Origin of the sequence: Fulverythrobacter ferritrahens (genome assembly GCF_020539485.1) — a bacterium.
Lineage (GTDB): Bacteria > Pseudomonadota > Alphaproteobacteria > Sphingomonadales > Sphingomonadaceae > Andeanibacterium > Andeanibacterium ferritrahens.
In genome coordinates this window covers 1663188-1684421 of record NZ_JACDXU010000001.1, presented here as the reverse complement: position 1 = coordinate 1684421, position 21234 = coordinate 1663188, and the positions used below count along the sequence as shown (strand labels likewise).

Here is a 21234-nt window from a genome sequence, read left to right as displayed (position 1 = left end):
CTTTCAGCGACTATGTTCACGGCGGCAGCCTTTGCCTCACATGCCTCGGCCGAAGAAGCAGAGACGGCAACGGAAAAGACTGGCGCTAGCACTTATGGGGATGAGATCATCGTGACCGGCACCCGCCGCAGCACTACGATCATGGAAACGCCGATAAATATCTCAGCCGTCAGTTCGGAAGAGATCGAGCGCCAGCGGATCGATGACGTACGCGATCTCGCAGATTTCACTCCGGGCATGACCATTTCCGACACAGGGCCGCGTTCGACCGGCACTGTCGTGCTGCGCGGCCTGCGCGCATCGGATACGGATTCCTTCGGTTCCAACACGGATAACGCACTTGGCGTCTATCTTGGCGAAGTTCCGCTTTACTATGACTTCAAACTGCTCGACCTCGAGCGCGTGGAAACGCTGCTGGGCCCGCAGGGCACGCTATATGGCCTCGGCACGCTTGCCGGCGCCATTCGCTATATTCCCAACCGCCCGAACCTGACTGATATTGAAGGGGAGGCCCACGGAAGGTTCTATGGCAAGGATCACAGTAGTCATCTGGGCTATCAGGTCGACGGCGTCATCAACCTGCCCATTGTCACGGACCACATCGCCTTCCGCTCATCGACCGGCTATTATTACGATCCGGGCTTTATCGACTATCCCTTGCTGATCAAGGAGCCAGGCGTGTCGCTGCCACAGCCGGACGGACCCGATGGCGTTTCCGATGCTGGCTATGCGGCCAATTTGTACAAGCTCAAGGATCTCAATTTCGAGAGAACCTTCAGCACGCGCAATCAGCTGCTGTTCCAGACCAGCGAAGATTTCAAGGTGATCCTCACCTACGCCTATCAGGAAACCAAGACCGACGGTGCGCAGTCCAACAGTGCCGGCGTGCTAGGGACAGGCAAATATGAGAATGCGGCCCGTTACAAGGAGCCGGTGGATCGCAGTGCGCATCTTGCCAGCATGGAAATCAACGCCAACGTCGCCGATATCTTCGATATCGTATCGACCACGGCCTACACCGATGTCCGTACCACGACTGAGGGCGATGTAACCGACCTGCTGCTCGACCTGGACTATGATTATGAGCTCTTCCCGGCCTTCTCTGGCTGGAACGAAAGCGAGAATCATTACAAGCAAGTCAATCAGGAAATCCGCCTCGTTTCGCGCCATGGTGGGCCGTTCAACTGGGTACTCGGCGGATTTTACAATGAACAGAAGTCTCAGCGCGATTATGCGGAACACGTGCCGGGTCACCCCTGGGTGGATACAGACAGCAACCCTGATGCGCTCGAATATGTCTCCTACACTACTTCGAAAGTGACGGAGAAGGCGATCTTTGGCGAAGGCTCGTTCAAGATCACCCCTGAATGGCAGGTCACAGCTGGCGCGCGTTATTTCAAATATACCTCGGATATTGCCGGCGCGCAGACGCTGCCTTTGCTCGGACAGCCGCTCAGTCCCTATGACAAGACGGTGCGCGGCGGCAGCGCATCGCAGGATGGCTGGGTATGGAAGTTCAATACTTCCTATAATTTCACCCCGGATCTCATGCTCTATGCTACTTACAGCAAGGGCTATCGTATCGGCGGCCCGAACACGGTTGCGCCTTGCGACGATCCGCTGCCTCCCGGCCAGAATATCTGCGCCCTGCCGAACGAACTCCAATACGGGCCGGACACTACGAAGAATGTCGAAATCGGGTTCCGCACGCAATTGTTCGACCGCAAGCTGACATTCAATTTCGACGTGTTCCATATCGATTGGAGCGGTCTGCAAGTCGCGTCCGCCACTCTGAATGGTGCCACCGGGATCACAGTGAATGGCGGCACGGCGCGGTCGAAGGGCTTCGAAACGTCGTTTCAGCTGCGACCGGTGCCCGAATTGTCGATCCAGGGCACCTATTCCTATACCGACGCCAAGCTGACCCAGGATGTGCCGGGCATCATCACCATTCGCGAGACGCCGGGCGACTATTCCAACAGGTTTGATCAACTCGACGCGCTCGCGGGCGATCGACTTCCCGGGTCGACCAAGAATTCGGGCAGCCTTGGAGTGACCTACACCAAGCCGTTGCTGGATGGTGATCTGGTTGCCAACTGGACCGCGACCTATCGTGGAGATGTCGTTTCCAGGCTTGGGTGGGATCGTGCCTATGGCGACAAGATTCCCGGCTATACGCTGCACCGCGCGTCGTTTACCTATGAAACCGAAAAATACTCCATCGGCCTGTTTGCGAATAATATTTTCGACAAATATGCGGTGACGTCCGTCGATAACGACAGGTCGCGGATTGGGGTCAACGATGGCATTGCCGTGCGCTATTATCGGCAGACGGTAATCAGCCCACGCACCTTCGGCATCGAAGCGCGCTTCAAATACTGATCGATCAACAGCGGGAAGGGCGCTTGCCGGAAACGGCAGGCGCCTTGACCGCGTATAGGGCAGGCTTTGGAGGAGCAGCCTTATTCCGTTTCGATACCTTGCGCTGCCAGCCATTCCGCAATTGGGCGCAGTGCTTCCTCATGCAGGCGCCATTTCCCCACGGCATCGGCGTTTAACGGCCTCCGGACCTGCGCTGCGCTGGGCGTCGCCACTGCGGCGCTGTTCTTGTGGAATGCCAGGCACGCTGGGTTCCACCCAAGACCGCAATGATCGAGCAAGCGCCGGGTTTGCCCTTCCTGGTCTGCCACCAATCCTTCGTAGGACAATTGCAGAACCCGCCCGGGAAAATGACGCTCCCACAATGTCATCAACCTGTCAAAGCGGGCATAATAACGTGCCGTATCCATCAGGTCGTAGGAATAGGCGTAATAGGCGGACTGGCTGGCAAACAGGTTCTTGTAGTTGCCCCACACCGTATCCATCGGATTGCGGCGCAGGCACACGATCCGGGCATTGGGCAGGGCACGCGCGATGTGGCCGATATAGAGGAAGTTCGCCGGCAATTTGTCGATGAAGCGTGGCGTGTCCGGCGGACGATGGTGGGCTGCCCGTGCAAGATAGGCATCGCCGATTGCCGCCGCGCTGATGTCGGCACTTGCTGCGATGGTGTCGGGATCGATCACCAAGCGGGATGGCGTGCGGGTGAGCTGCTTGACCGCCAGCGGCATCGCCTGCAGCTCTCCTGCCGAGCCGACTTCCGGATGAGAGGAGAGTATCCGGTCTACCAGCGTTGTCCCTGTACGTGGCATCCCGACCACGAAGATCGGGGCGGGATCGGGGTTGCCGATGTCGGGGGCAGGGCTGTTTTTGGCACTCTCGAACAGCGCTTCTATCGCGTCGAAAATCGCGGAATCCTGGCCGAAATCGTAACGGATATTGCGCTTGTGGGCGGCATTGGCTTGGCTGAGATGGTGGAAGGCAGCCGGATCGCCTAAGTCTTCCAGTTCCTTCGCCAGCGCATAGCGGATACGCAGCGCGTCATCCGGTTTCCCGGCGGTGGCAAGGGCGGTTTCAAGCCGGGACACATGGTTCGTTTGCGCGGTCTGGCGAGAGAGAATGGCCAGGGCATAATGGGTGCGGGCGTTGCCGGGATCGGTGGCCAGGATCGTTTCGTAATGGCCGCGCGCCTCGTCAATCCGGCCGGTGAAGCCGCTCGCTGCTGCCAGATTGTAGCGATAATCGAGGTTGTCCGGCTCCGCTTCCACGGCGGCGATGAAGGGCCTGACCGATGCTTCATGGTCCCCAAGCCGGGCAAGAACGCAGCCGATTGTATCAAAAGTCCGCGCATCGGCAGGGGCCCTTTCCAGCGCCTCGCGAGCGACCCTTGAAGCCTCGCCGTCTCGTCTCAGAAGGATGAGCAGCCGGGCAAGCTGAGCGAGATATTCTGCCTTCGGCTCGCGCTCTATGGCGGCTTCGATCAGCGGGATTGCCTTCGCGATCTGTCTCGCTTCGGCCGCGACGATGCCCGACAGGAAGAAGCCGACGGCTTCGTCGGGATGGTCCTGCGTGAGGGCTCTCGCGGCGGTGGCGGCTACGGGCAGGTTCCCGCGTTTGAGCGCTGCTCTCGCCTGAGCCTCGAGCCTGATGGAATCCATCGGTCGAGCTTATGGAGTGTTACTTATCTTTGCAAATGTAATATCTTGCAGGGCCGGGCAGCCCTTCCTGCCCGCAGGTGCTGCTTCCGGCAAGCCGGGGCAGCCCTTGCGGCAGGGCAGATTTCAGCGGCTGGAAGCGAGCTTTGTCTGCGGGGCGTTTGCGGCGATACGCGCCTCGATCTGGGTGCGGATATCGGCAATCACGGCGGCCCGGCATTCGCGTTCGCTGGCGCCGAGGACAAGGTGAATGCTCGACAGGCCATCGCCGCAAACTGCGCGGGCAGCCTGATCCATGCGAATGGCGAGGCGCTGCTGTCCGTCAGCCGTGGACAGGTCGAGCCCGTCGAGGCGAAGCGTTGCCTTGTCCTGAACAAAGGGATCGTTGGTGGTGTTGGCGGCCGAAGCCGAGCTGGCCATGGCGCATGCGGCCAGGACCAAAAGGCCTTTTTTCATCATCTTCTCCTGCGAAAGAGGTTGTCACCGCTCTTCGGCGGCTGGGTAGAGCAATAGTCCTATCTCTATCAGTAGACAATTGGCGGAAATCCGCCATTTCTTGTCTGTACGCGCATAAGGATGCGTTTAGCGCACTCTTACTTCCAGCGCGGCAAGGTTCGTCAGGTTGCCCAGCAAGCCAATCGGTAGATCGACGCTGGCACTGCTCGCCATCTGGGCCTTTGAAGTCAGCAGCCCCACTTCGATCGTCCGGGCGTTAGGGGCGGACAATTGGCGCACCGTTTCGACTGGAACGCGAACCCGCCAGTTCTGCCCGCCTTCCACGTCCACCACTTGTCCGTTGATGCTGACGAGCAGTGTGGGATCGTCGCGATGCCCGGAAACTAAAAGGCAGCTTTGATCGCCGCATCCAACCACCTTGGTGGTCGGTCCGGAAGCAGCCATGGCTGGCGAGGCAAGGGCGGCGGAGAGGATCGCACCTGTGAGTGCCAGCGCCTGCCAGGAAAGATGGAGTTTGGTTTTCAGCTCGACCGGGAAAAGAAAAGTCCGATCCATGGAAGAGTCTCCTCCAACGGGCGGAGGACCGCCCGATGATTGATGACACTCTCCCAGTGATATGGTTCTGAAAGACCGATGTTGAGACTATCGATGTTACAGAATGCGTCAAGCGTAATATCAGACTGTCCCGTCCTCCTGTACCAAATGTTGCAGAACCCGCTTTTCGAGCACGAGCAGGGCGCCGGCGTCGTTCGTCCGCATGACGAGCCCGTCCGCCAGCATTGCCGCGGCTTCCCGCACGGAACTGGCAAGATGGCGGAATTCCGGCCGAGCCGTTCCTGCGATACCATGCAGGGCGCAGAGCTGGCGCCAGTCGAACACGAAGCTTTCCATCAGCATGGCAAAGCGTGTGGCACGGGCCCTTAGTTCAGGCGTATCGGCCGTTATGGCGAGCTCCTCGCACAAATCCTCTACCAGAAGCTGAACCTCGGCTGCGGGCATTATGGGCGAGCGCTGGTTGCATTCGGTCTGCAGCCGGGCATCCGCCCCGGGGTTCCAGGCGGCCATCTTCCATTGCTCTCGCGGGGGAACCTGGCCGCAAGCGAACCGCCAGAAGCCAGCCGTTCCGGAAGTATCTGCCACCAGATGGATGCGTTCGGCATCGGCCCCGTTTGCCACGTGATGCCGCCGCCAGTTGTCGAAGATCCAGGCTTCTCCGGCACCCATATGGACGGATTCCCCGTCGCAATGAAAGCGCACCTGCGGACGCGTGAAGATGGGAATGTGCAGTCTCACCCGCGTGTGCCAGTGGTAATTGATGTCGGCATGTTCCGGCACGCCGACGCCGGGCGCCAGCCGCATAAGCCGGGAGCGGCCCCACACTACGCCGAAGCCTGCCAGAACCTGCCGCAGATAGGGCATCGCCGCGAGCCACTGCGTTGGCAGCATCTGGCCGTGGATCGCGTCCGTTTCCACGCCGCCAACAGTGATCAGCCGCGCCGCGCTGTTGCCGGGCACTCCATCGGGATGTGGCACCCATGCTTCCTCGGGCAGGCCTGCAACTTCAGCCTGAAGGCGGGCTACGTCGAACAGGATGGGAAGCTGGAAGAAGGGGCGTGAAAGCCGCATGGGTCAGTTCCTGTAGCTCGTCAGGGCATCGCCCAGCATTCGGCGCAGCGGGGCAAGCCAGGGCTCGTAATTTCGCCACTGGGTGAGGCCCTCGCGGGCGAGGGGCCTGCGCACCTGTTCCGAACTTGGGGTTCGCACACTGCGCACGGTGTCATGGAAGGTCAGGCAGGCTGGTTCGAAAGGCAGCCCGCAATGGCCCAGCAGACGCCGCAAGCTGCCTTCCAGATCATTGACCACATCTTCATAATGAACCCGCAGGACGCGCCCTGGCAGCACGGAATCCCAATGCCGCATCAGGCCCAGATAGCTGCCATAATAATGGGCGATGTCCGCCATGCCATAGGCGAAGGGCTGGTTGGTGGTGCCGAACAGCTGCTTCAGATTGCTGAAACAGCAGGACATGGGATCGCGCCGCACATTGATGATCGTCGCGCGGGGAAGGATCAGCTGGATCAGGCCAATATGCCAGAAATTGTTCGGCATCTTGTCGATGAAGAAAGGCCGTCCGAGCCGACGATAGGCGCGGGTTTCGGCCAGAAACCGTTCGCCCAGAGCCCGAACCTGACCAGCATCCAGTCGCGTCAGGGCCTCTGGAGCGAGGGGCAAGCCGCTCTCCGTGTCTCGGCCGCATAGATCGCCCGCATAGCGGCCAATGTCGGTCAGCTCCTGAGTGCCCTCCACCTGCGAGTGGGATGCCAGTATCTGTTCGATCAATGTCGAGCCCGATCGCGGCAGGCCCAGAATGAAGATCGGCGCGGGGTCGTCCACGCCCCAGCCGGTACGCGCGGCGAAGAATTGGGGCGTGAATATCTCTTTCAGGCGCTGGCTAACGGTATCGGCCGTGTTCGGGCGATAGGGGCCGTGGGCCCGTTTCATCGCATTTCCGCGCTCGTAATGGCGCCATGAGGATGCGAATTCGCCCCTATCCTCCAATGCCTTGCCCAGGGCGAAGCATAAATAGACGCGGTCCATATCCTGAATATCCGCGCGCGCCTCGGCGGCCTGCATGCGCGCTATCTCCGTGTCGGTGAAGCGATAGGTCTTGAGGTTGGAAAGGCTGAACCAGGCCACGCCATAATCGGGGTAGGCCGCCAGAGAGGCGTGATAGGCGGCAATCGCTTCGTTCTGTCTGCCCGCCACCTTCAGGGCATTTGCCCGCCAGAGATGGAGGTCCGCCGCCTCGGGGCCTGACGCTGGCCCGTCAGCGAGCAGCCGCGCGTAGAGATCTATCACGGCCTCATGGTCGCCCAGGCCGACGCAGGCGGCGGCATATTGCTTGAGATAGTCGCGATTGCCAGGAACATGACGGAGCAGCCATTCGGCCTGCTGGCGGGCCTGCAGATGCTTTTGCTGCTGCAACAGCACCATCGCATAATCGAAGCGTGCTTCGTGGTAATCCGGCGCGCGCTCAGTGGCGGATTTGAGAAGTGCTTCAGCTTCAGCTGGAGCATCGCGATCAGCGCAGATGCGCGCCAGCAGACGCAGGGCGCCGACATTGCCGCTATCCCTTTGCAGATAGGCCCGCAGGACATCTTCCGCCAGGTCGGCATCGCCATCGGAATAGAGGCTGTTTGCCACCACCAGCTCGGGCGGCAATTGCTTCAGCATCGCCAGATTTTGAGCCGCCATTTCCGCGCTTGGGGCATCACCCAGCAGACGGTAAAGTTGCTCCAGCATATCCCAGCATGCGGGCAATGTGGGGTTGAGGCTCACTGCGATCTGCAATGCCTCAATGACGGCAGGGCCATCGCCCAGCAGGATGTAGCAGTGGCCGCGCTCCTCATAGAGGCGGCTGAAGCGGGGGTGGTGTCGTTCCAGCCGGGCGAGAATGGCCAGTGCCTGCGGAACCCGCCCTTCGGCGCGCATACTTCTCGCTTCCTGCAGCAGCGCCTCGCGGTCATCGGCAGCGGCAGACAGGATCACCGCATGTTTCCCGCACGCAGCAGCGGTTCGAGCCAGTCCGGTTCCGGTTGGTCGATGTCGTAATATTCAAAGATCAGGTGAATGCGATCGGTCTGGCCACCATTGTGCACCCAATGCGGGCCGAGATTGTTGACTTCCACCGCCTCACCCGCTGTGAAGTGGTGCTCCGCCCCGCCGAAGCACGAAATGACCTCGGGATTGGTAAGCAGGGGGATGTGGATCTTGTGCGGCCATTTGGCGGCGGGATTGGCGTCGATATGCGGGTGGATCACTCCGCCCGCTGGCATCCGGGCCAGCATCACGCGTGGGAAGACCCCGCGCGCATAGCCATAGGTGCGAACGGCCTTGGCCAGCACGGGCTCCAACAGGCCGCGCCACTGTGCCCAGGCGGGGCAATCATAAGAGCCGCGCCAGTCTCGCGGGCTGGAGATGAAGCGGAACACGATGTGGCGGGTCTGGTCCAGCACTTCGAATTTGTTGGGCTTTGCGGCATTTTCCACCTCCCACACGCTTTCCGGGATCGCCAGAACGGCCGCGCGCAGGGCGGCGATGTCGACTGGGCCTAGCTTGCGGACCGTGGTGGTCTTGCGTGGATTGGCGGCGGGACGCGCAGGGGTCATCGAGCGCCCTCAAAATCATAGCCGAACAGTTCAAGATCCAGCGCATACCGGGCGGCGATGCCATCGATCAGAGGCTGGTCATAATAGCGGCGATAGTCGGCATGGCTGCTGCCATTCACACGGTCGAGCGGACGGGAGGGAATGCCGATCCGCGCGCAGATCGTATCGTAGGAACCCTGCATATCCTCCACCCGGCCGACCTGATCCGTCAGCAGGGTTTTGCCGTTATCATCCACCAGCAGCGCGGCTTGCAGCTGGAACAGGATGTGCTGCTCCGGCGGCTCCCGGAACAGGAAGTGATACATAACCTCTCGCGGCTGCCGTTCGAACAGGTCTCCACCGCGCAGCATGAAGGCGCAATAGGAAACGAAGCGGTCGAAGGGATTGCGGACGAAGGCGAATTTGAAATAGCCGTTGAAGGCATCCTCACCCAGGAACGGCCGCAGCTGCCGCAGGGAAAGGTGGCCGTGCTGGATCGCCGCCAGTTCAGGCCAGGGGAAGCGCCTGTTCACGAACAGGCCGACCTGTTCGATATCCTCATCACCCATCTGTTCGCGCAGGGCCTGCCGCACGGCATGAGTGCCGGTTTTGGGGACGGCCGTGAAGATGAAGCGGTGATGATGGGAAACTATCATGGTGCATCACACGAAAAATGCGCCCCCTCGTCAAAGAGAGGGGGCGCACGATGTGGAACGGGTGGCTACCTCAGAACTTGTAGCTGAGGCCGGCCATGTAGGTCGTCCCGCTCTGGGTCTGATTGTAGAGGTAGCGGTTCTGGCCCCAGAACTGGGTGTCCTTCTCATTCGTCAGATTGATCGCATTGAGCGAGATCTGGAATGCATCGGTGATGTTGTAGAAGGCCGAAGCGTCAACATAGGTGGTTGCCTCGAAGCCCCGGGTGCTGGCGCTCATCACGGAATCGCTGCGGCCGGAATACCAGCGGCTGCGATGGCTCATCGAACCACGCAGGCCCCAGCGGTCGGTTTCGTAATAGATCGTCGCGTTATAGCTGGTCTTCGAAATGCCGGTGATCTCCTCATCGGCATCCACGTAAGTGAAGTTCGCCACCGCGCCGAGATTGTCGAAGGGGGCCGGGAGGAACGAGAACTGGGCCTGTGCGGCCAGTTCGATTCCTGTCAGGCTCTTCGTTCCGGGTACGTTGACCGGCATGTTGAATTCGGAAACGATGGTGTCCGCCGTGGCCCCCGGGATCGTCGAATAGGGCACGCCCGTTTCGCTGAAGGGGATGTCTTCCAGCGTTTCGTTGCCGATGAAGTTCTTTATCCACTTGTGGAACACGCTTGCCGAAATCAGGCCGACCTTGCCGAAGTAATATTCAGCCGCGAAGTCCAGCGTGGTGTCCTTATAGGGCTTGAGTTCCGGGTTGCCGCGCGAGGCGGTGATTTCGCCGGAATCCTCATTCTTGAAGGCGCTGCCCTTGGCCGCCATCGAACCCATGCCGGGACGGTTCAGGTTCTGCGTTGCAGCGAAGCGCACCAGCATGTCGGGGGTCAGTTCCAGCACGGCGTTCATTGCGGGCAGCACGCCCGAGTAGCTGCCGCTTACGTCGGTAGTTCCGAGATAGGCGTAGCTGTCACCCTGGATCCAGCCGGTGCCATGGGTCTTGGTGTGATAACCGCGCAGGCCGATGTTGCCGCGAAAACGCTTGCCGAACAGCTGGCTATCCCAGTCCATCTGGGCATATTCGGAGATCGTCTCTTCCGAGGTGGTGTAGACGTTCTCGATGTCCTGCAGTGCGCCGCCCGAACCGTCCTTGTTCTTCTCAAGGCGGTGGTACTCATTGTATTTCGCGAAGCCGAGATCGTAATCGCCGATCAGCCAGGAGCCGAACTGATTGGTGAAGACCGTGGTGATGTCCGCCACGGAAGTGCCGCGCGTCTTGGGGCGGGTTCCGTTGACGTTGCCGTCATAGAACAGGTCGATGCCGTCCTGCGAGAAGCGGTGATAGGCAACGCCCGCGCGGAAGGTCAGCGCGTCGTTCAGCTTGTAACGCAGATTGGCCACGCCTTCGCGCAGTTCCGATGAATTGTCGAACGCGCGATAATAGAAATCGTCCATTGCGTAGTTCGTCGCATCGGTGGGATCCCAGTTCGGATATTCGAACGAGGCGGACTGGCCGTCGGCGCCGTAATTGGCCACCAGATTGCCCTTGGCGCGCATGTAGAACTTGTCGTCATACGGCGTCTTGTAGGTCGACTTTTCATAGCCGATGTGACCGTCGAAGGTGAGCCGGTCGGTCACATCCCAGCTGCCTGTCAGGGCGATCTGATCGAAACGGTTCTTGTTGAGCGAACGGCGATGCTCGCTGCCGAAGGTGGTCCCGGTGACGTCGGTCATGGTGACGTAGCCGTTATCGTCCCATGCAAGATCGTTGATGACGGACGGGGTCTTGAAAGCGGCAGGCCAGACAGCACCTGCAGCCGTGTCGAATGCGACTGAACCCGTCGACGCAAGCGGACGGGTTGCGAGGTGCATCTCGTTCCGGTGAGTGGTGAACTGGCCATGCAGCACGTCGAGGGTCAGCAGCAGATCGTCGTTCGGCTTCCACTGCACCGCGCCGGTCAGGCCGAGACGCTCCGCTTCCGCGTTCCATGAGGAAATGCGATTGCCGTCTGCGAAATAGAGGTCGCCCGACAGGAGCTTGGCCTGCTGCTCTGCACTCAGGTGAGAGATGTCGAGGCCCTTGTCGACCAGGCCTTGCATGGTTTCGGCGCCGGGTTTGGAATAATTATAGGTATTGTGGCCCTGCTCGGTGGTCTTGCGCTTCGAATAGGCAACCGACAGCAGGATACCGAACCGGTCGTCCCAGTTCTGGCTGAGCATGGCTGCAATGCGCGGTTGCGCATCCTTGGTATATTCATTGGTGCCCAGCTTCAGCGAGATGGCACCCTTGGTGCCTTCGCCATATTCGAGCGGCTTGCCGGTGAAGAGGCCGACGGTGCCGGCCATGCCGCCCTCGTTCTGGGCCGCCTGAAAAGTCTTCTCGACTTCGACGCGCGAGAACAGTTCCGAGGCGAAGATGTTGAAGTCGAACGCGCGGTCGCGCGTGCGCTGGCCGCGGCTGTCCTGCGCCGAGTCGACGTTGCCGAGCACTTCCATGCCGTTCAGCTGGACCCGAGCGAAATCGGAGCCGAGGCCGCGCAGCGAGATGCGGCGGCCTTCGCCCGCTTCGCGGGTGATCTGCACGCCGGGCAGGCGCTGCAGCGATTCGGCCAGATTCAGTTCCGGAAACTTCGCCATGTCTTCAGCGACGATGACGTCCTTCTGAATCACTTCCTCTTTCTTGATATTTCGCGCTTCGCTCAGCGACTTGCGAAAGCCGGTGACCACGATCGCGTCATCCTGCGGTTCGGCCTGTTGCGCGAAAGCGGTCTGCGGCACGGCGCCGGCGATGATTGTCGCGACGCCAGCCAGCAAAAGGCCGCGTTTGCTCGGGTTCATGACCCGAACAGGAAGTGCATTCATTATAGTTACCCCATGGTTTTTGGTCTGGACCAGCGGCCTTAAGCAGGTTGCCGCTACACCTCTGTGACAGTCTCGGCTGAAACGACATCGTGCCCGCAATCCGGACACCCTTGGGCAGATCCCAGGGCTAATATTGCTTGTCGCCCGCAGCGGGCTCTACCGCCACGCCAGCGCAACGGCTGGCCGTGCGCAACGGATTGCACAGCGCCGCCGCATTACCGGGCAGGCGGACCCGATAGTCATTATGCAGCCGGGGATCCAGCCAGAGATAATCCGTCGATATGAATTGCGCGCCAGATGCCAGCGCGGCATCGCGCCGTCTAAAATCACCCGCCCTTGCCTCATGGGTGCCAGCATCGGCGCGGGTGCGAACGATGAAACCGGCCGCCACTGCCTTGCGGATGCGGTCCCCTTCCAGAATGGGATCGTTGAGTGTCAGATAGGCCGCCGCTGGCGAAGCCTCGTCCGTATTGACGAAGAATACGCGCCCCTCCAGCGATCGCCGGTTGCCTCGATAGATCGCGACCTTGGCGGCAGCCTCGTCAAGCGCGAACATGACACGGCCACGGGCCGTCCCGAGGCTGGGCCAGCCGTTATTAAGCACCGCCTCGCGCAAGGTCGGATAGCTTCCCTGCACATCGTCGGGAGTGATCAGTGCTTCTGGCGGGAACACATCGCGGACATCTTGGTCCAGTGCATCGAAGGCTGCGGTATCGAAGGGCAGGGCATCCACTCCGCCGGGCAGTGCCGCCCTGTCGGTCTTGGCGTTGACCATGATCAGGATGGGCGCGTGATCCGGGCGGGCCAGAGACCAGCTTCGCACGATACCAAGGCAGACCCGCCAGCTCACGCAGGAACTCAGGACATCGATGTCCTGCACGTGCATCACCTTGAAACCAGGCTCGGCCAGCGCCGCCAGCCGGGCCGCGTCCACGGGGATGCCCGCAGCGCGCAGGCCCGCAGGGGCAATGAAGCGCCCCCCTTGCGGGTCGTTATAGACGTCGATCTCCAACTGGCGGGCGCCCGCGTCCAGCTGTTCCATCAGCGGGCGGTGCCGATAATCCAGCTCTTCCGCGCTTTCAGGAGCGGATGCGCGGAGCATGGCCAGTATCTGCTCAGGCAGTTCCACCTTGTAACTGTTGTGAGTGCCGACAGCGACGATGTCGTTCAGCCTCAGATTATGGTCCACCCATACGCGCAGGCAGCCTGGCCCCGCATCCTCGATTTCCGGCGCGGTGAGGTCACAGCTGGAGGGCTGACCCCAGACCGGGCCGGACAAGATGCAACATGCCACCAGAGCTAAACCCGCCTTCCACATTTCCTGCTTCCCGTCACCCAACCGACACATCCGTGGTCCAGACCACAAGAGTAAGACAGGAGAATTACGGGTGATTTTCAACGAGCAAGGCGGTGCGAAGTCTGTTCACGGCAGCCGGTCGGGAAAGCGGCCATGGTGATGACGCAGGATCGCCGCAGCTTCATCCGCGACATGATGGCCTCCGCAGGTGCAGCGGCGACGCTTGCCCCTTCCATTGTTCGCGCGCTGGAAATCCCTGCTGCGCGCCGCACGGGCACGTTGCAGGATGTCGGTCATGTCGTCATCCTCACGCAGGAGAACCGGTCTTTCGATCACTATTTCGGCACGATGCGGGGTGTGCGTGGTTATGGGGATCGTTTCGCAATTCCCGCTCCGCCGCTTCCCGGTGCGCCGGATCGCTCGGTGCTGGCCCAGCCTAACGAGCATGCCGGGGCCGATCCGGCGTTGATCGCGCCCTTCCGGCTCGACACTTCGGTGGATTTCCGCCTCTACCGCCCGCTGGGCACCCCCCACGGCTTCACGGATAGCCAGGCGGCGTGGGACAATGGTCGGATGGGGGCCTGGACACACTCCAAGCACAATCACTCGATGGCCCATTTCACCCGCGCGGACCTGCCGTTCCAATATGCCCTGGCTGAAGCCTTCACTCTGTGTGACGCCTATCATTGCGCATTGCATCTCAGCACCAATCCCAACCGGCTCTATATCTGGAGCGGCACGCATGACCCGCTGGGGCGCGGCAATGGCCCTGCCATAGATAATGGATATGACACGCTGGAGGGCGATCCGCGGCATCATGGTGGCTATCTTTGGAGCACCTATCCCGAACGTCTGATGGCCGCCGGCATCGGGTTCCAGATTTACCAGGACATGGCGGACAATTTCACCGACAATCCGGTGGTCGGGTTTCAGCGTTATCGTCAGCCAAAGGGGGCGGCGGCCATCGCGGCGGACCTTCTCACGCGGCGGACCATCACCACCCGCAAGCTCGACGAGCTGAAGCAGGATGTGCTGGCGGAAAGATTGCCGGAAGTATCGTGGATCGTCGCGCCTGCCGCCATGTCGGAACATCCCGGCGCTTCCACGCCGTTGCAGGGCGGGGACTACACCGCGCAGGTACTCGATGCGCTCACCGCCAATCCGGATGTGTGGGCACGAACGGTGCTGTTGGTGAATTTCGATGAGAATGACGGGCTGTTCGATCACATGCCACCGCCTGCTCCCCCGGCGCGCGCTTCAGGACGCGTGGTGGGCGGCACCTCCATTCCTGCTGATGATGAATATCATATTCATTCCCAAAATGCCGATGATGCGGCCTATCTCGACCGGCCCTATGGCCTTGGCCCGCGCGTGCCCCTCTATGTGATATCGCCCTGGAGCAAGGGTGGCCATGTGGCATCCGAGGTGTTCGATCATACGAGTATTCTGCGCTTCCTCGAGGCGCGTTTTGGCGTGCATGAACCGAATATCAGCGCATGGCGCCGCGCGGTCTGCGGTGACCTGACATCCTGTTTCGATTTCGGTTCGCCCGACACGGTCGATTTCATGGCGACCCTGCCTGAGACTGCCGCTTTGTCGGAGCGGGCATCGGTTCTGGAGGAAATCCCGCCCCCGCTTCCCGCCCGGATCGCTGCCCCGGTGCAGGAAACCGGGCTGCGGCGCCGGCGGGCAACGCCCTACAGGCTGGATGCCCGTCTGGTCAGGGAGCCGACCGGTGAATCACTGCTGTTCGTCAACAATTCGGCTGAGCGTGCAGCGGTATTCCATGTCTATGACGTCAAGCTGCTGGAAGAGGTTCCCGCGCGCTATACGGTCGGCGCCGGGCAGGAACTGGCGCATCCGTTGTCGGCATCGGGGGAGGATCTGGACGTCTTCGTCCTCGGCCCCAATGGCTTCCACCGGCGCCTTGTAGGGCGGGGCGATGTGTTCTCGGTCAGCGTCGATCAGGGGGGAACTTCATCGACAGCGCTCAGCCTGACGAATCTCGGCTCCGCGCCTCAGTCGATCCGTATGACGGACAGAGCCTATGGTGCGCCCGCCAAGGCCATCGTTCTCGCTGCTGGCGAAACTCGCCGCATTCCCCTCGATCTTGCGGAAAGCCATGGTTGGTATGACCGGCAGTTCGCCGCCGGAGGGCAGATCTGGCGGCTGGCTGGCCATGTGGAGAATGGGGCGGCTTCCTATTCCGACCCGGCCGCCGGTGGCGCTGGCCCACTTCAACTGGCAGCTCTGGAGTAGAGCCTGCGTTCGTGGATCGGGAAAGGGGCGCCTCGTGCGTTGGCAATCCGGCGCAGGACCACGCCGGGCCATCCCATCTTGTGATACTTGCTGGAACACCGAGCATATCTTTCAGCTTGTGCGGGCAAAGCGGAAGAGGAGCGTGTGCTGGTGGATATACAAGAGCCGCTTCAGTTGGAGCGAAACCTGAGCCAACTGGCTGAAGATCTGCTGCAGGCGGCAGTGGATCGTGACTTTTCGGTCGCTTCCGCCGAGAGTTGCACAGGCGGGTTGATCGCTTCGACATTGACCGGGATTGAAGGCCTTAGCAGCGCGTTCAGCTCCGGATTTGTAACCTATAGTGACGAGGCGAAGACCGGCCTGCTTGGCATCCCGATGGCGCAGATCGACCGTTACGGCGCCGTGAGCCCGCAGATCGCTCTGGCTATGGCGCGGCGGGCGCTGGCGATTTCCGATGCAGATGTCGCAGTGGCGGTAAGTGGATATACTGGCCCAGCAGGAGGCCACGAGAACGGCTTGGTGCATGTCGCCGCGCGCGATCGGGCCGGTCAGGAGATACACGGCGAGTTCCATCTCGGAGAAGTGGAGCGCAATGAGGGGCGTCAACTGGCCGCCGCAGCCGCGCTGCGGATATTGCACGACGCAATCCTCAAGGCCGGAATTGGTGGCGGTGCGTCGCGTCTCGCCAAATGACGTTGGCCAGGCGTCGTATCAGCCGCTGTAGATCCGGCGCAGAAGGGTGCGCAGTTGCAGTAGCTCCTCGTCCGAAAGGCAGGTGGTCAGCTCGTCGTCATGCCGCCGCACATCATCACGCAATCGTGCCAGCGTGGCTTCGCCGGTTTCGGTGAGGTAGATCCCATAGGATCGCCGGTCGTCCCGGTCCTTGCGGCGGGAGATACAGTTCCTTTTCTCCCAGAAGTCCATGCCGAGCGTGGCGGCGGGTTTCGAGAGGCCGAGAATTTTCGCCAGTGCCACTTGCTGCAACCCGGGATTGGCCCCGACCAATTCCAGCAATGAATAGCGGAGGGGCGTAATCGCCCGGTCCCCCACCGAATCTCCAAACTTGCTGAAATCCAACAGGCTGGCCCGGCGCAGGGCAAAGCCGGTCAGGCTGGTTAGTTGTCCATAACTATATGAAGAATCAAACAATATTGGATCATTGCGCTCAGTCGCAGCCATGTTGGCGGCCCTCTTTTCATCCCGGTGGCCAATAGCGGTTCGTGCCGCAATGTGGCTGTTCTGCACCTTACTCTCCAATTCGGAGTGGTTTGGGTCAATGGTTATTGACAATAACTATATCTTGAATGACCTTTGAAGGATAGCCGGCAAGGTTCGGTGTCCAATGAGGGGACGAGGCAATGCTTGGATTTCGCGACAATACGCGGCTGATGATACGCACCAGCGTTCTGGGACTGAGTGCGGCGCTTTCGATGTCTTTCGGTACTTCCGCCCAGGCGCAGGATGAAGCCGGGGCGAGGGAGGCGGAAAGCGGCGGTTCGATCGTCGTTACCGCCCGCCGCCGGGATGAGGCGCTGATCGACACGCCTATCGCCGTTTCGGCTTTCAGCGCAGAAGAATTGCGGGATCGCCAAATCCAGCAGACGTCGGATCTGGAACAGATAACCCCCAGCCTGCAGTTCAAGCCTGCCGGCCAGCTTTCGGGCAATTCCGCCGCTTCGGTGGTGTTCATTCGCGGCATCGGCCAACTCGATCCCACCGCAGCGGTCGATCCGGGCGTGGGCATCTATCTGGACGAGGTCTATCTCGGCCGCGCTGTTGGCGGGACAATCGAGTTTGGCGACATCGCCAGCGTCGAAGTGCTGCGTGGCCCGCAGGGCACGCTGTTCGGCCGCAACACCATCGGCGGCGCGATCCTGGTGCGCACCAAGGAGCCCAAGCTGGGAGAGTTCAGCGGCAATGGCCGCTTCCGTGTGGGCGAAAACAATCTGTATGAAGGTTTCGCTGCCCTCAACCTGCCTATTGCCGACACGATGGCCGCGCGCGTCTCGGGCGGTTTCCGCAAGCGGGATGGCTATGTGATCCGGGACTTTGACGGGCTCGATCTGGGGGATGACAACAGCTTTACCCTCAACGGCGCTTTGTTGTGGGAAGCCAGCCCGGATGTGAAGCTCAACATTCGCGCCGATTATACGAAGCGTGACGAACATGGCGCGCCGTTCGTTTTCGCAGGGATTAATGAACAGGCGCCGGTTGCCGCCATCGTCAGCGTGGCTGCGGGTTGTCCGGGGGCGACGATCCCCTTCGTCCTGCCCAATACCGATCCGCGCTTCGGTGCGCCGAACGTGCCGATGATCAACGATCCGCGCTGCGCCAACGATTTCCAGGCGAAGGGCGATTTCGTAAATGGTGGCGTTGCCGATGTTCTGAGCACTTCGGAAGTCTGGGGCCTGTCCGGCACGCTTGAGGCCGACCTTTCCGAGGCATTCAAGATCAAGTCGATCACGGCCTATCGTTCCACCGAATCGCGCGGCATTCGCGATGCGGACAATACGCCTTTCGTAATGATCACCACCGATGTGGGGTCCCAGTCCGATCAGGTCAGCCAGGAATTGCAGCTGCAATATCAGTCGAGCATCGTGAGCGGCATTCTGGGTGGGTATTACTTCAACGAAAAGACGCATGAACGGGCAACCGTTCCGCTGGCATTCCCCCCGTCGCCGCCGGTCATCAATTCAATGCTGGCCGGTGGGCCCGGATCGCGCGACCTTCAGATTTCCGACCTGGAAACGGACTCGATCGCCGTGTTCGGCGAGCTGTCGGTCAATCCAGTCGAACAGCTCGAAATTTCGGGCGGCCTTCGTTACACGCGGGATAAGAAGACCTTCACCGGCACGGTGCTGAACCTCTTCCCGGCGACCCTGCCTGATCCCGATCCGCTGCCTACCAAGGCCGTTCCCGAGGGTGGCCCGCTGTTCATCTACAACCGTCCGTTCAAGGACAGTTTCGATGCAGTGACCGGCTCGGCCAGCATTCGCTATTCCTGGAGCGATCAGGTCAGCACCTATGCGTCCTATTCGCGCAGCTTCAAATCGGGCGGGTTCAATACGCGCTACAACGCTGCCCCTCCGGGCAATGTGCCGGTTCCCTTCGACGAGGAAGAAGTCGAGAGCTACGAAATCGGGGCCAAGTTCGATCTGGGCGATTTCCGGTTCAACGCCGCGGCCTTCATCGCCAATTATAACAACATCCAGCTGATCTTCCGTCAGGGTGTGGTGCCGCTGCTGTTCAATGCGGGCAAGGCCCGTATCCAGGGCCTTGAAGGCGAAGTGAGCTATCGTTCCGGCGGCTTCAGGTTCGATGCATCTGCCAGCGTGCTGGATGACGATATCCTGAGCATCACCCCGGTTCCGGGTGCGACCGCGACCGTTACTCCGGCGGATGATCTGCCGTTCACGCCGGAATTCCAGGGAAGTTTCGGCTTGGCCTATGAATTCCCGTTGACGGACAGCCTCTCGCTGACGCCGCGCTTCGATGGCAGCTACACTTCCAAGATCACCTTCATCACCGGCAGCGTTCCGGAGATCGAGGAGGACGGCTATTTCACGGGCAATGTTTCCGTGTCACTGGCCAATGACGATAGCGGCTGGAAGCTTACCGCCGGTGTTATGAACGTGTTTGACGAGCGTTACCTGATCCAGGGCAATGCCTCGCTCGGCACGTTGGGCTATGCAGAAAAAATCTACGCGCGTCCGCGAAACTGGTTCGTCCAGGTTTCTGCGGATTTCTGACGAATAATAGCCGAAAGCCGTCCCTCGGCAACGAAGGGCGGCTTTCGGTTTTCGTGCGATGATAGCCATCGGCAAGGGCTGAACTGCCTATCTCGCATCGATGGGATTGAGCCGGTTCTCCTTAATCGGAACGCGCAGATAATCCGCCGTGCCCTTCTCGCTGGCACTCGCGCCAAACAGCATCTGCGTAATGCTCAGTTCGATGCTGCTTTGTTCGGTTCGCTTGCCACCCCTGCATAGCCTGCCGATCGATTGCAGGCTGCTTCCTGATGCCCCATAGGTGCTCTGTCGGCCGTCAGGAGCCGGGCAGGGAGAAGAGGATAAGCATGGATCTGGGTATCAGGGGGCGGAAGGCCATCGTGAATGGCGGCAGTGCGGGCATGGGGCGCAGCGCCGTGCTGGCCCTGGCGCGGGAAGGGGTGGAAGTATACGTTTCGGCCCGTGGTGAGGAACGGTTGGTAAAAGCCTGCACCGAGATTGCTGCGGAAACTGGATCCAGGGTGGTTCCCATCTGCGCGGATCACAGCAGTGCCGAAGGCCGCGAGCTTATCCTTGCGGCATGTCCCGATCCTGACATTCTGGTGGGCACTTGCGCGCCGCCTGCCTTCACGCCCGATTACCGGGCAATCACGGACGAGCAGTGGCGCCAGGCGATCGATATTTCGCTACTGTCGCCCGTGGAATTCATGCGCCGCGTTCTGGATGGCATGGTGGAACGCAAATGGGGTCGGATCGTCAACATCGCGACGGTTGCCGCCAAATATCCCGGCGAAATCCGCGTCCTTTCCGGCAGCACCCGGGCTGCTCTGGCGAATTACACTGTCGCCGTCTCCAAGGTGGTGGCCAAGCATAACGTCATGATCAACAATCTCCTGCCGGGTATGCATCATAGCGCCACGGTGGAAGATCAGTTCAATGAGCGTGCACGGGCAAAGGGTACCACCTACGAACAGGAAGTTGCCGAATTTTCCCGGGAATGGCGCATTGCCGCAGGTCGCTTCGGCGATTGCGACGATGTGGGCGCCTTCGTTGCGATGTTCTGCAGCGAATTTGCGAATTACATCACGGGGCAAAGCCTCGTTATCGATGGTGGCGCGACTACTTCCACCTTCTGAACCAGGCTCAGCTGCCGCTGTCGGGATAAAGCGCCCCGGCCAGTGGCAGCGGCATTGGGCGGGCAACGCGCTCGCCCGTCTGCCCGGCAAATTCCTTGAGGATCGGGCCTGACCAGTCGCGAATGACGCGTTCGGCTATGGCCCATTTCCCGCCTTCTTGCCGGAACAGATCTTCATAATATCCCATCACGTGGAGCAGGTGCGGCCCGTCTCCCTGACGCAGTGCGACGGCCGCATAAGAACGTGCCCGTGCCCCTTCTGCGCATGGGGTGATCAGTGTGTTGGTCACATGATGCTGACGTCCGGCTGAGGTCGGCATGTCGCGGAAGAAGGTTGCGAAGTGGCGCAAGGCATCGTGCCCTTGCCAGCGCAGCGGCTCCTCGAATGCGTCCCACAGCAATATTCCATCGCTACAGAAACAGCGCACAAAGCCCCCTACATCGCCCGTATCGAGCGCCCAGGCGTAGAGGGAAATGATGTCGCGGATCGCCAGTTGGTCGGCGGTCGAGAGTTCGTGAGCCATCATCGCCTCAAGCTGGAATGAAGGGTGTGGATTGGACGCGGTTCTTCTGGTCCAGCGGATGTCTTTTCAAGGTAATCCTCTCCTCATTATCGCCCTATCGGGCGTTCCGGCATCGCGCCCCTTCCCGATTTGCGGAAAGATGCGCT

16 protein-coding genes are annotated in these 21234 nt (G+C 60.7%); 5 read left to right on the top strand and 11 right to left on the bottom strand.

Features of this window, described 5'->3' with window-relative positions; genetic code table 11:
- The first annotated feature begins 12 nt into the window (after window positions 1-12).
- A complete protein-coding gene (locus tag H0274_RS07955) occupies window positions 13-2382 on the top strand; it encodes a TonB-dependent receptor (protein ID WP_226794397.1) in 2370 nt (789 codons plus the stop codon).
- 80 nt (window positions 2383-2462) lie between these two features.
- Here the strand turns inward: H0274_RS07955 and H0274_RS07950 are convergent, their stop codons facing one another.
- The 9 genes from H0274_RS07950 to H0274_RS07910 all read right to left on the bottom strand — a co-directional run bounded on the left by H0274_RS07950 (window position 2463) and on the right by H0274_RS07910 (window position 13439).
- Window positions 2463-4037 (bottom strand): tetratricopeptide repeat-containing sulfotransferase family protein, encoded by a 1575-nt coding sequence (locus tag H0274_RS07950; protein ID WP_226794396.1) that lies wholly within the window; start codon window positions 4035-4037, stop codon window positions 2463-2465.
- Between the two features lie 123 nt (window positions 4038-4160).
- The gene (locus H0274_RS07945; protein ID WP_226794395.1) at window positions 4161-4490 is read right to left on the bottom strand and encodes a UrcA family protein; all 330 of its coding nucleotides are present in this window, start codon (window positions 4488-4490) and stop codon (window positions 4161-4163) included.
- A gap of 126 nt (window positions 4491-4616) precedes the next feature.
- On the bottom strand, window positions 4617-5045 hold the full coding sequence (locus tag H0274_RS07940; RefSeq protein WP_226794394.1) for a hypothetical protein: 429 nt from the start codon (window positions 5043-5045) through the stop codon (window positions 4617-4619).
- Window positions 5046-5165: 120 nt separating this feature from the next.
- Entirely contained in the window at window positions 5166-6116 is a 951-nt protein-coding gene (locus H0274_RS07935; RefSeq protein ID WP_226794393.1) for an aspartyl/asparaginyl beta-hydroxylase domain-containing protein, read from the bottom strand.
- 3 nt (window positions 6117-6119) lie between these two features.
- Window positions 6120-8039 carry a tetratricopeptide repeat-containing sulfotransferase family protein gene (locus tag H0274_RS07930; protein ID WP_226794392.1) on the bottom strand — a complete coding sequence of 640 codons (1920 nt, stop codon included), beginning with the start codon at window positions 8037-8039 and terminating at the stop codon, window positions 6120-6122.
- Entirely contained in the window at window positions 8036-8659 is a 624-nt protein-coding gene (locus H0274_RS07925; RefSeq protein WP_226794391.1) for an aspartyl/asparaginyl beta-hydroxylase domain-containing protein, read from the bottom strand. Before H0274_RS07925 ends, H0274_RS07930 begins: the two co-directional genes overlap by 4 nt.
- Window positions 8656-9294 carry a sulfotransferase family 2 domain-containing protein gene (locus H0274_RS07920; protein WP_226794390.1) on the bottom strand — a complete coding sequence of 213 codons (639 nt, stop codon included), beginning with the start codon at window positions 9292-9294 and terminating at the stop codon, window positions 8656-8658. The genes H0274_RS07925 and H0274_RS07920 overlap by 4 nt, the downstream gene beginning before the upstream one ends.
- 70 nt (window positions 9295-9364) lie before the next feature.
- Window positions 9365-12121 carry a TonB-dependent receptor gene (locus tag H0274_RS07915; protein ID WP_226794389.1) on the bottom strand — a complete coding sequence of 919 codons (2757 nt, stop codon included), beginning with the start codon at window positions 12119-12121 and terminating at the stop codon, window positions 9365-9367.
- A 151-nt stretch (window positions 12122-12272) separates the two neighbouring features.
- Window positions 12273-13439 carry a phosphatidylinositol-specific phospholipase C1-like protein gene (locus tag H0274_RS07910; protein WP_226794388.1) on the bottom strand — a complete coding sequence of 389 codons (1167 nt, stop codon included), beginning with the start codon at window positions 13437-13439 and terminating at the stop codon, window positions 12273-12275.
- A 156-nt stretch (window positions 13440-13595) separates the two neighbouring features.
- Between H0274_RS07910 and H0274_RS07905 the strand changes: the two genes are divergently transcribed.
- The gene (locus tag H0274_RS07905) at window positions 13596-15701 is read left to right on the top strand and encodes a phosphocholine-specific phospholipase C (RefSeq protein ID WP_226794387.1); all 2106 of its coding nucleotides are present in this window, start codon (window positions 13596-13598) and stop codon (window positions 15699-15701) included.
- 150 nt (window positions 15702-15851) lie between these two features.
- Entirely contained in the window at window positions 15852-16394 is a 543-nt protein-coding gene (locus H0274_RS07900) for a CinA family protein (RefSeq protein WP_226794386.1), read from the top strand.
- A gap of 18 nt (window positions 16395-16412) precedes the next feature.
- Here the strand turns inward: H0274_RS07900 and H0274_RS07895 are convergent, their stop codons facing one another.
- On the bottom strand, window positions 16413-16880 hold the full coding sequence (locus H0274_RS07895) for a MarR family winged helix-turn-helix transcriptional regulator (protein ID WP_226794385.1): 468 nt from the start codon (window positions 16878-16880) through the stop codon (window positions 16413-16415).
- 179 nt (window positions 16881-17059) lie between these two features.
- On the opposite strand from H0274_RS07895, the gene H0274_RS07890 reads away from it, so the two are divergent.
- Window positions 17060-19450 carry a TonB-dependent receptor gene (locus H0274_RS07890; protein ID WP_226794384.1) on the top strand — a complete coding sequence of 797 codons (2391 nt, stop codon included), beginning with the start codon at window positions 17060-17062 and terminating at the stop codon, window positions 19448-19450.
- Window positions 19451-19776: 326 nt separating this feature from the next.
- Complete coding sequence (locus tag H0274_RS07885; RefSeq protein ID WP_226794383.1) at window positions 19777-20565, top strand: SDR family oxidoreductase; 789 nt, start codon at window positions 19777-19779, stop codon at window positions 20563-20565.
- A gap of 7 nt (window positions 20566-20572) precedes the next feature.
- Here H0274_RS07885 and H0274_RS07880 read toward each other — a convergent pair whose 3' ends face one another.
- Window positions 20573-21088, bottom strand: a complete 516-nt coding sequence (locus tag H0274_RS07880) for a nuclear transport factor 2 family protein (RefSeq protein WP_226794382.1) — start codon at window positions 21086-21088, stop codon at window positions 20573-20575.
- Window positions 21089-21234 lie beyond the last annotated feature (146 nt).